The organism is Paenibacillus forsythiae T98, assembly GCF_000520735.1.
Classification (GTDB): Bacteria; Bacillota; Bacilli; order Paenibacillales; family Paenibacillaceae; genus Paenibacillus_AQ; species Paenibacillus_AQ forsythiae.
The window spans coordinates 1-11,164 of sequence record NZ_ASSC01000188.1 but is presented as its reverse complement, the minus strand read 5'-3'; the positions used below and the strand labels follow the sequence as shown (position 1 = coordinate 11,164).

Genomic DNA, 11,164 nt, shown 5'->3' with positions numbered 1-11,164 from the left:
GGAAGGGGAACGCCCGGGGGCGAAGTGGATCGCGGATAGACCGGGACCGGTATTGTTCTCAGTGTTTCCGGTACAGTCCCGGAATCCTGGAAGGAATTCACAAGCGCCGAAGACTGCAGTGCCGGCTCTGGCGTTTCCGCAGTGGCGCTTACTTCCGCGAGTGCGTCCTGCTCGTCGGCTGCATGTGCAGGCGTTGTTTCCTGACATGGCGGAGCGTTGGTATCTTCCTGGCTCTGACCGGTGTATTTGCTCTCCAGCAGCTCCAGCTGATGCAGCACTTGACGCCCGGTGATTTGCCGTTCGTCATATACAACGAGAAGTCGGCCGGTGATCGCGGATGCTTCGACTCTAGTCACGCCTTCTAGAAGCACCAGATCCTGACGCAGAGACAATTCTGTTGGTTTACTGTGCAGCAGACTCGCAAATTCCAGGCGAATACGCCCCGGCAATAAGCGGATAAACCGGCTGCGATGAGCGGTAATCGACATGAAATTGCTCCTTTTCAGGGTAAAGACTCCAATTTTTTAGCAAAACGTAGTATTCGCAAATTGGACTTGGTTATGCGTCGGATTTGTCGGAGCTTTCCGTATAAAATGCGCATAAAACTCCGTGTATTGAGGGATAATCACAATTACTTAAAGCAATCCATTTCTTGGAGGGTTCTCATGATAAAATCGCGTATGGGTTTGATATTGGGCGCGGCGGCTTTATTGTTAGCGTTGTCGCCGGAAGCCAGAAAAACTGTGAGAAGATGGGCAGTCAAGGGAACGGAGACCGTGCTCGATTTAACCGAAATGGCGAAGGAAAGCATTTCCGATCGCACAGACCGGCAACAATGACGCAAATTGGGGTACAATCTGATAAGACCGCAAAACGCGGTTATATAGAAGAATGGAGGACTTTCCTATGCTCCAAGGCGGATCATTATGGGCAGGCCTTCTTGCCGGAGGCATGTCACAGCTTCAGGACACCAAGAGCTTGCAGCAAGGGCGAATAGGCAAGAAGGAGTATACGGTACAAACGGTGGAGAACGTAACCGGAGCGGTCGGCGTAATGGCCGGAGTGGAGTACGGAGCAGTGCTCGGCAGTACAGTGCTGCCCGGCGTGGGCACCGTGGTTGGAGCGCTGCTTGGCGGCGTACTGGGCGACCGGATGGGCCGGATCGTAGGCGGTCAGGCGGGCAATATATTATCTAAGAACCCGCTGGTTAATAAGGTTGTCCAGCCGGTTGAAGAGGCGATTCAGTAACAGGAAAGGCGGGGATGCAACCCCGCCTTTTTCCAAACACATATACAGCCGCATGCTTGAACTGAGCCCGCAGTTGCTAGATAAGCTGAAAAGCTTACTGGACCGGTAACCGGGATTTAGCCCTGGTTCGATCGAAAGGCACCTCGAATTGGCGAGGTATCCTTCGGCGGTCTACCTGAACTCCTGCGGATGCCGGTTGCGCAGCTCCTCAACGGCATGTCCCCGCCCGGTTTGCACCAGCCGCTCGGCATAACTCTTCAGATGTCCTTTTAATAGGCCTTTAGCTGCGGAACCGTAGCGTATTGCTCGTTAATCCCTTTGATCAGAGAGAAGGCATCGCCCGAAGACACGCGGGCCTTCTGGAAATAATCTCCCGTGTACAGTTCCTTAAGATACAGCGCCGCGGCTTCGGGGTTCTTGGAATCCGCGGAGATTCCCATCCAGGGCAGGCTGCCTGCCAGCTCAATCGCCCCCTTGCGCCCGGAGTCGGGAACGGGCGGCGCCATCACGCCATAATCAAGATTCGGATTATCCTTGTTCCATACTCCGATGCTCCAGGCGCCCTGCACGATAAATCCCGCTTGCCCCTGGTCAAACAAAGCCCTTGCCTCCGGAGCCGAAATGCTCATAGTCTGCGGATGAAAGCTCTTGTCGTCCGCCAGATTGATGGGGGAGGTTGAATTCAGGCCGGCGCCAGCCAGAGAGGACCAGTCGCGCACAATCATCAACCAGCGGCCCGTCTGCTTGCCGCCCTCGACTTATACCGTAATACTTGCCCTTGCCGTTCTCCGTAATCCTTCTGGCCGCTTCCCGAAACTCCGTGTACGTCCGGGGCAGATGGGCATCGTCATAGCCCGCCTCCTTCAGCAGCGTTTTGTTGTAGAACACAAGACTGGAAGGGAGAGACGCCGTTTCGGGAATCGCGTACAGTTGTCCGTCAAAGGAAGTGATGCCATTTTGAAACGTGCCGTCAGCGAATGGGTTCAGGAAGTCTTCGCCGAGATACGGATTCAGCGGCTGAAACCAGCCTTCCGCAACCGCCGTCGCCAGCTTGACGTTTGACGGAATCGGGAACAGATCCGGCGCCCGGCCTGACTGGATTGCCGTCAGAATCGTATTTTATTTGCTGGAGCATTACCGGGAGCAGGTACAGATTCAGGAGCTTGCAGACCTGATCGGGCGTTCACCGAATTATACGATTTCCATCTACCGGGAGGTGACCGGACAATCGCCCATCCGGTACTTGCACCAGCTTCGGATCATCGAAGCCTGCAATCTGCTGTTGAACTCCGATATGAGCATATCCAGCATTGCCAGTTATCTTGGGTATTACGATACTTCCTATTTTTTTCGCATATTCAAGAAGCAGACCTCATATTCTCCCTCCGAGTTCGCCGTGAACGGTCGTATAGTGGAGTAAGCGGGAGTTTAATTCGACTCAGTTTTACAAGTGATTATAAATTTTCTGCATATCTATGTTAATAGAATGTTAAATTTTATAAAAAATGAAATTTAAGGGAATTGATCATTGACACGAAATCCCAATAAAAGGTACATACATATATGAGATCAATAGAACCAAGCAGCATTTGCATCTATAGCCGGGTCTTTCATCAATGGTTAAAGCGATTTTCACTATTTGAGGAGGATAGCTTAATGAGCAAAATGTACGTTGATCGACTGGAAGCAGGCGCCAGTACAAAGGAAAGGATTATTCAGACGGTTTCCGGTGTAACGGGTCACAGAACTGAAGATATTGATCCTGAAATGTTTCTGGAGGATGATCTGGGGCTGGATTCCATCAAGATGATTTCGCTGATGAACGAAATGATGCAGCTGATTCCGGAGGAGCAGCTCGATGAGTTTAATGCCGCCCATCCGGTGGGTTCATTGCTGGTTATACAGACGGTCCGCGAATTGGTGGAGATTTTCGAGAAGTGGGAAGCCTCGCGAAGACCTGCTGGGGATCTGGCAAATGACACTCTTGCCGCCAGTGCATCCTCCCCGGCCGAAGACCTGCATGCACAGTTGAAAGTCGCTGTCTGCGAGCTGATCTCGGAGATTGCGGGCCACAGTATAGAGGACTTGCATGCGGATATGAATCTGGAAAGCGATCTGGGTCTGGATTCGATCAAAATGATTTCGCTTATGAACGGTATGCTCAAACTCCTTCCTGCGGAGCAGGCAGAGGATTTTACGTGCAAACATTCCTTTGCTTCGCTGCTGACCCTGGAGACCATAGGGGATATTGTGGAATTGTTTGCCGATTGGCGGAAGCATTCCGGCGTTGGCTCTGAGCCGGGCCTAGACACCGGCGGTCCTGTTGTTGCGGAAATTTCTGAAAATGATCCTGAATTTCTTGAAATGATACATACCCAGTATTTATTTTTGGTGACCTATTTATCTGTGGCCAACCTCTCCATCAGCTCGGGAGTGAAGGTCAAGGGGGAACTGAATATCGGCAGTCTGAGGGAGTCCTGGAGAGAGCTTGTGTACCGCCATCCGATTCTGCGCGCCGTGTTTACCGTTGATCCGGGAACAAGCAGCCTGAAGGGCTACCGCCTGAAGCTGTTGAAGGAGATTGTCCTGCCCGAAATTTCGGTGGAGGATATCCGGCATCTGGGCGCTCAGGAGCAGCAGCAGGTGATTTCCCGGAGATTTGAGGACGCGCTGAATCACAAATTTGATATTACAAAATGGCCACTGCACACCTTCTCCGTAATCCGTACCGCCGATGATGAATACGAGCTTATCCTGGACATCAACCATCTGATCTCGGACGGTCTGGGGAACCAGCAGCTCTTGAAGGAATTTCTGACGATATATGGCGCGAGGTCGCAAAAGAAAATGGCCGGGCTGGGGCCGGCCCTGCATGCCCAGGAGTATAACCGGATCGCCGCCGGGCTGAATACATGGAATGCGCCCGAGGAGGTTCAGGCTCTGGATGATTACGTGCGGCAGCAGGGCAGGGGAACGTATTTTTTCAACCCCTATAAATCCTCCAAAGCGTTCTCGGCTGCACACTCGCCCGGGGCGGTGATCCGTACCCGGAAATATTGGCTGGATGAGCAGACCACGGCTCTGCTTATTAACCGCACGAAAGCATGGCGGACCTCGCTGTTTGTTCTTCTGGTCAGCGCGTATATCAAGACGATTAAGCAGCAGGGGGAGGAGCAAAGCCAGATTATTCTTAATCTGCCGACAAGCGGCAAGCTCTACCCCAATCAGGATGCAACGGACGTGCTCGGCGCGTTTGCCCAGAATCTTGCTCTTACCTTCTCTTGTGACGACGCCGGGGAAGCCTGGGAATCGCTGATCGGCAGAACCCGGGAAGTCATCAACAGCAAGCTATCATCAGGAATAGACAGGGCGCAGACCTACAGAGCCGCACACTATGCCAAAGAAACGATTCCCCTGCAGGATGGCGGCATGCCGGCTGCGGCGGCTTCCATGATCCGTTCGACGCTGAAATCAAACCTTTACCTCTCCTTCGTAGGAAACACATCCATTGACAAGAGATACGGAAATTATGAAATCCATGATTATGAAGCCTACACAGGCACCAATCCCGGAACGATCGACAACCTGGTTGAAATCTTTCAAGGCCGGCTTATGCTCACATCGAATTATGACAGCAGCTTCTTTGACGGCGAGTACATGGAAGCGCATATGCGAAGATTCATCGAAAATATTAAAAGTCTCGCCGCTGTTGAAGTGAAGGCAGCCGAGCCTTTCTCCGGATTGCCGCGTACGCATAACGGTGAAATGGAAGAAACCTTGCGACGCATCGCTGAAGAAATTGGCGCGAGAAGGCTTGGGGCCGAAGATCTATCCATGGATCTGGAGGCCGAGCTGGGTCTGGATTCCCTGCAGCGTATCCGGCTTATCGCGCGGCTTGGCGGCATATTCAAGGGTATTGACAAGGAGTCTTTGCTGGGCTGCCGGACCCTGAATGAAATAATTGCCGTAATGGCAGACGGAAGCGGCATTCAGCCTTCTTTGAGCGAGCATGCGGGGGGAGCGGACATTCCTTATCTGAAAATCTCCCGCCAATGCAAAATTACGCCGGATGCCGTCGCTGTTCTGGACGGGGAACGCAGCCTCACCTACCGCGATCTGGATAGCTTATCCAACCGCCTGGCGCACTATCTTCGCTCACAGGGCGTGAAGTCGCAGAGCCTGGTCGGGATCATGACGCTCCCCGGCCCTCTCCTGCTGGTTGGAATTTTAGGCATTCTGAAGGCGGGCGCCGCTTATGTTCCGCTTGATCCGGTATATCCGCATGAACGGATCAAGTATATCGTAGGGCACGCCCGGCTTCAGTTCCTGTTAACGGAACAGTCGCTGAAGGAGCAGGCGGACCTCATCGTTTCGGAAAGTCCGTCTGTCCGGACCCTGGTTTGGCTCGATGAAACGGAGGATTCTTCGCAGTGGAGAAGCTGCTCCGATCAAGAGCCTGATGTTGAAAGCTCGCCGCATGATGTCATGGTGGTTCTGTATACGTCAGGATCAACCGGAAATCCCAAGGGAGTCCTGCTTAATCACCGGGGCTACATGAACCGGCTGGAATGGCATCAGGAGACCTTCCGGATGCAGCCCGGCGAACGGGTGGCGCAGAAGACTTCCTGCTGCTTCGATATCTCGGTGTGGGAGCTGCTGTGGCCATTAATGTATGGCGGGACCGTATGTCCTGCCAGGCCGGAGGTGGTCAAGAATCCATGGAGCCTGGCCCGTTGGATGATCGATACCGGGATCAATGTCATGCATTTTGTGCCTTCATTGTTCGGCGAATTTGTCCACTCACTGGAGGACGAGGGATATGCGTTTCCCAAGCTGCGCTGGCTCATCTTCAGCGGAGAAGCGCTTCCTCTCTCACCTGTTCAGAAGTGGCTGGACCGGCACGGGCGCTCCACCGGACTTGCCAATCTCTATGGTCCTACAGAGGCTTCCATTGATGTCACCTGCCACATCATTTCCGAAAGACCGGGAGCGGGCGGCGAGCTTGGCATTCCTATCGGAAAGCCCATCAAGGGCGCGTTCATTAAAAACCTGGATGAGCAGATGCGTGAAGTGCCCGAAGGCGAAATCGGCCAGCTTTGGATCGGAGGCATTCAGCTTGCGAAAGGATATTTGCATGATCCGGAGAAGACCCGCGAAGCGTTTCATCCGAATCCGTTCCCGGAAATTCCGGGGGAATTCATTTACCGTACTGGGGATTTGACGTTGAAAAGGGCAGACGGCAGCTACGAATATCATGGCCGGATCGATAACCAGGTGAAGCTTCGCGGCTTCCGGGTGGAGCTTGGCGAGATTGAGGCCGTATTGGATGCCCATCCCGGGATTGACGAGGCCGCCGTCATTGTAGTCGAGCCTGTTCCCGGACAGCAGACGCTGCTTGCCTGCCTGTCCGGCAAGGTGACCGATGACAAAGAAATCAAGGATTTCATTGGCCGGAAGCTTCCTTATTATATGATCCCGCACCGTTTGGAGTGGCTCCCGCGGCTGCCGAAGAATCCGAACGGCAAGCTGGACCGCAAAGCGCTGCGGGATCAATTCGGCGGACCCGGCAGCCAGGCGGAGTCTTCTGACCGTCAGCGTCTCCATGGGGAGGACACCCTTCCGCTGGCGCCGGCGCAAAGCTGGCTGATGCATTATTTTGAATATCCGCATTGCTGGGCGGGCTATACCCGATTTGTATACAAACAGCCGCTGGATTTGCAGCGGTTCAAGCAAGCTGTCGCTATGCTGAACGGGCGTCATGACGTGCTGAGAAGCGTCCTGGTGCAGAAGGATTCCGGATGGGAGCAGCGGTTCCTGTCCGAAGGAATGGACAGCAATGTCGATTTCTACGATGGCAGACATATGGAGGAAGCCCAACGAAATCAGGAGATTCAAGCGATCCTGACCGAAGTGATCGAGGGGCTAAAGGTCGATCAGTGGCCCTTATGGAGAATTGTCGTGACCCGGATTTCCGAGTCGTCGTACGATATTGCGGCGGTTGGCCATCATCTGATTTCGGATGTGATTACCAATCAGCTGCTGGTGCAGGAAATTTGGCAGATTTATGCCGGGCTTGAATCAGGGGAGGCCGGAGTACAGCTTCCGAAGCCGAACCCGTATGCGGATTTCGTGCGGGCGGTGCAGGAAGAGAAGAGCATCCATGCCAAAGCTTATGCGGATTACTGGACTTCACAGTTTACAGCGGAATCGGTGTGCAAGCTCCCGGCCGATTTCTTCAAGGGGCCAAACGACGAGCAATCCGCAAGAGTGGTACGCTTCGAGTTTGACAAAGCCAATACCTCGTCGATTTTGAATAAGGCCAAACCGCATTTTGGAAGCAATGTATACCCGATTCTGCTAGCGCCGCTTTACCGGATGCTCGGCAACCTCTTTCAGCGCCCGGAGGTCATTGTCAGTCACCGGATGCATGGGAGAGAGCTGGGCGGCAAGCAGAGCTTTATGCAGACACCGGGCAGCTTTGCCGTCAATTTTCCTTTGGGCATTCATGTGGAGGAGAACAGCGGCTGGCAGGAGCTTGTCCGCGGCATTCGTCAGGGACTTGAGGAGGTTCCGCTTGGCGGGGTGAGCTATGATCTGGTCTCCGGGAGCTTGCCGCTCTATATGTATCCGGACGTAAAGCTTACTCCGATCCGGGCCAATTATCTTGGAAACCGGGATATGCCGAAGCTGCCGGGCTTTGAATTCTCGAAGGAAGGGATGGACCGCCGGTTCGCGCTGCCGGGGCAAAAGCGAATATCCGTCATTGAATTCTTCTTCTCCATTGAGGAAGGCAAGCTGGTGGTCGAGATTGAGTATTCAGCAAATCTTCACGATGCCGCCACGATCAATCGCCTGGCAGAGCAATACACCGAAAATATGCTGAAGCTGCTCCGATCGGTTGAATCGCCGGAGTCGCCTCGTGGCGTCAGAGAAGGACAGCTATCCCAAAAAGTAGCTATTGTCACCGGCGGCAGCAAAGGCATTGGACGGAGCATCGCCCTGAGCCTGGCCCGGGAGGGGGCCGATATTGTTCTCGTATCGAGATCGGTGCAGCCGCTTCTGGAAACGGCCGAGGAAATACGCGGACTGGGCGCGGAGGTTCTGGCGATATCGGCGGATGTCAGCGATGCGCCAAGCGTTCAGCAGGCCGTGGATCAGGCGGTTGAGCGCTTCGGACATATCGATATTCTGGTCAACAGCGCCGGAATCACCGGAATGGCCGCGATGGCGGACATGAGTCCCGAGGCGTGGCACAAAATTATTCAAGTGAATCTGCTGGGGACGTATCATTTCTGCTATGCGGCCATCCCGCATCTGGTGAAGCGGAAACAGGGCAAGATCATCAATATCGGCTCCGACTCCTCATTTATCGGCTATCCGATGATGAGCGCCTACGCGGCATCCAAGCATGGCGTGCTCGGCTTGACCCGGGCCTTGTCGGAAGAGCTTAAGAACAGCAATATCCAGGTGAACGCTTTATGTCCGGCGCTTGTGAATACCGATATGGCGCCTGCGGCGTTCAGGGGAAGGGCCATTCCTCCATCCGGAGTTGCGGACTCGGCGGTATTTCTGGCTTCCTCCGCTTCGGATTATATTACCGGCGAAGCTCTGCAAATCTACGGCAAGCAGGACATGAACTGGTTCGGAGCGCAGCAGATGCAAATGCTGCAGGCGGTCATGCGCAAGCAGCCATCATCGTAAAAAGGGGCCTAAGCGAAAATGGAGCGACAACCCGGCAAACTTCATGAGCTCTTTGGCGGCGGCAAAGGGATCATTTACAGCATTGCCCTGCTGGTAGGGGCTTCCATGGGCGTTATTAACCCGCTTTCCACCACCCATATGACCGCCAGCCATGGAGATGAGATTTGGATTGGCGTCATTTCTTCCTCGTATTTTCTCTTTATGGCGCTGGGTTCCGTTTTTGCGGACAGAACGATGCGAGGAAGCCATGTGAAAAGGGTCATTACGTCAGGTCTGCTGCTGACCGCCATTTGCGCCTCCCTGTTCCCGCTGTTCACCCTGAATGGGGTCTGGCTGGGCCTGATGTCTTTGATGGGGATTGGCATAAGCTGCAATATGGTGGGGATGCAGACGGCGCTGCACAATCTTTCGAATGCGAACAGTCTGGGGACGATCAACGGCATTTACAGCCTATGCTTTGCCCTGGGGCTAATTGTCAGTGCGGCGCTTGCGCCGCAGGTGTACAGCGAATTCACATGGCTGCCGTTTGTATTCAGCAGTCTATGCCTGATGCTTGCCGCAGGAGTTATTCATTTCAAGCTGACCGGTCTGTTGGTCCTTCCTGAACGCGCCAGGGAAAAGATTATTTCCAAAATCACGCTGCCGCTCTTTGGCGCCTTCGTCTACGGGTTCAGTGAAACGATTGTCGTTTCCCTGTACCCCCTTTACCTGATCAGGGAGCATGTCGCGGTTTCCCGGACCGGCTATGCCTTGAGTATCTTTGTGGTCGGGAGCATCATCGGACTGCTTCCATTAACCTGCCTTGCCGACCGGATGGGGCGGAGGAAATGTCTGGCTGTATGCGTGTTTCTCTCTATGCTTGCCGTGACGGGAATAGTCGCCGCTTCCGACATATCCCTCAAGATGCTGTATTCCTTCGCAGCCGGGTTCATGATCGGGCCGCTGTATCCTCTCTCGATGGCTCTTGCGGTTCAGGATTTGCCGGGAAGCGAGAGGTCCTCGGGCAATGCGTGGTTTACCACCTTTTACGGCTTTGGTTCGGCGGCCGGGCCGTTCTTCTCCTCTGTAGTCATGGATATCTGGGGGCATCGGCATATTTTCACCGCAAGTCTTCTGCTGTTCTGCCTGTTCCTGACCCATATGCTTGTGACAAGAAAAGGTTCAAAAGTACGATTAACCAAGGAGGAAATGTTGTGAGCAGACTTGAAAGGAAGAACCAGGATAAGGCCCTTTCTTTTCTTAAAGGAAAGAGCCTGACGGGCAAATATGCCGAATTCGGCAATCTGGCGAATGCCCTTGCTCATGTGACCGGCAACCCGGAAAGAGGCATTACATTCATCCAAAATGACAATTCGGAGTTCTTCCTGTCGTATCAGGCGCTGCTGGAGGGAGCAACCCGTCGGCTCGGAGGGATGCAGGAAGCAGGCTTTAAGCCGGGCGAGTATGCGCTTCTGCTACTTGAAGACAGCAAGGAGTTCATTCTGACATTCTGGGCTTGCATCCTTGGGGGCGTTATCCCTGTTCCGGCATCCTATCCGGCATCCTCCAAGGTAATCAATACCTCGCTCAGCAAGCTCCAGGCGATATGGGAGGTTCTGGAGCGTCCACGGATTCTCTCCGATCAGAGTCTTCTTGAGACCCGCGAAGAGATGGAGACGACACTCGGCATCAGCGGATTGCAGATTCTTGAAGCCACGAGGCTGGATCAGGCGCAGAAAGACGGGGTCCACAGGCTGGCGGACAGCCATTCGCCCGCGCTGATCCAGTTCAGCTCCGGCAGTACGAATATCCCCAAGGGAACGATCCTGACCCATGACAACCTGTTGACCAACATTGAGGGCATTATATCCAGCTGCCTGATGTCGGATGAGGACCGTTCCCTTGGGTGGATGCCCTACCATCACGATATGGGGCTGATCGGCTTTCACCTCTCGACGCTGGTCTGCGGCATCCATCAGTTCAATATGACGCCTATGAAATTCGTCAAGCGGCCGACTCTGTGGCTCGATATGATCAACAAGCACCGGATCACCTTCTCCGGCTGCCCTAATTTTGGACTCCGGCTTGTTCACAGCAGGGTGAAGGAGGAGCAGCTAAATTCCTGGGATTTAAGCTCGTTAAGATTGCTCTTTAACGGCGCCGAGCCCATCTCAGTCCATACGATGCGGCAGTTCATGGAGAAATTCGCGAAGAGCGGCCTCAAGGCGAATGCAAT

The 11,164-nt window shown here is 53.9% G+C and carries 8 protein-coding genes and 1 pseudogene; 6 read left to right on the top strand and 3 right to left on the bottom strand.

Annotation, left to right across the window (positions count from 1 at the left end; translation table 11 throughout):
• The coding region (locus tag L692_RS27985) for an HMA2 domain-containing protein (protein WP_036722419.1) at positions 1-488 on the bottom strand (488 nt) is incomplete at its 3' end.
• 177 nt (positions 489-665) lie between these two features.
• Between L692_RS27985 and L692_RS32460 the strand changes: the two genes are divergently transcribed.
• Positions 666-839, top strand: coding sequence for a hypothetical protein (locus L692_RS32460; protein WP_198027714.1), 174 nt, complete (start codon positions 666-668; stop codon positions 837-839).
• 67 nt (positions 840-906) lie between these two features.
• Complete coding sequence (locus L692_RS0106870) at positions 907-1,248, top strand: hypothetical protein (protein WP_025698371.1); 342 nt, start codon at positions 907-909, stop codon at positions 1,246-1,248.
• A gap of 269 nt (positions 1,249-1,517) precedes the next feature.
• Here the strand turns inward: L692_RS0106870 and L692_RS33795 are convergent, their stop codons facing one another.
• Together L692_RS33795 and L692_RS33985 are read right to left on the bottom strand one after the other, a co-directional pair.
• Entirely contained in the window at positions 1,518-1,973 is a 456-nt protein-coding gene (locus tag L692_RS33795) for an extracellular solute-binding protein (protein WP_025698369.1), read from the bottom strand.
• 76 nt (positions 1,974-2,049) lie between these two features.
• A pseudogene (locus tag L692_RS33985) lies at positions 2,050-2,316 on the bottom strand (extracellular solute-binding protein); the annotation flags it as partial.
• Between L692_RS33985 and L692_RS0106855 the strand changes: the two are divergent.
• The 4 genes from L692_RS0106855 to L692_RS27975 form a co-directional block, all read left to right on the top strand.
• Positions 2,300-2,668, top strand: a complete 369-nt coding sequence (locus L692_RS0106855) for a helix-turn-helix domain-containing protein (RefSeq protein WP_025698367.1) — start codon at positions 2,300-2,302, stop codon at positions 2,666-2,668. The pseudogene L692_RS33985 and the gene L692_RS0106855 sit on opposite strands and share 17 nt — an antisense overlap.
• A 236-nt stretch (positions 2,669-2,904) precedes the next feature.
• Positions 2,905-8,949, top strand: a complete 6,045-nt coding sequence (locus L692_RS0106850) for a non-ribosomal peptide synthetase (RefSeq protein ID WP_232238741.1) — start codon at positions 2,905-2,907, stop codon at positions 8,947-8,949.
• 18 nt (positions 8,950-8,967) lie between these two features.
• On the top strand, positions 8,968-10,146 hold the full coding sequence (locus L692_RS0106845) for an MFS transporter (protein WP_025698364.1): 1,179 nt from the start codon (positions 8,968-8,970) through the stop codon (positions 10,144-10,146).
• Positions 10,143-11,164, top strand: a 1,022-nt coding sequence (locus L692_RS27975; RefSeq protein WP_036722416.1) for an AMP-binding protein, incomplete at its 3' end; no start/stop codon positions are given. The genes L692_RS0106845 and L692_RS27975, both read left to right, overlap by 4 nt.

Coding starts and splice junctions, on each gene's coding strand:
- L692_RS0106850 (WP_232238741.1), top strand. CDS start 2,905: ATGAGCAAAATGTACGTTGATCGACTGGAAGCAGGCGCCAGTACAAAG.
- L692_RS32460 (WP_198027714.1), top strand. CDS start 666: ATGATAAAATCGCGTATGGGTTTGATATTGGGCGCGGCGGCTTTATTG.
- L692_RS0106870 (WP_025698371.1), top strand. CDS start 907: ATGCTCCAAGGCGGATCATTATGGGCAGGCCTTCTTGCCGGAGGCATG.
- L692_RS0106845 (WP_025698364.1), top strand. CDS start 8,968: ATGGAGCGACAACCCGGCAAACTTCATGAGCTCTTTGGCGGCGGCAAA.
- L692_RS33795 (WP_025698369.1), bottom strand. CDS start 1,973: ATGATTGTGCGCGACTGGTCCTCTCTGGCTGGCGCCGGCCTGAATTCA.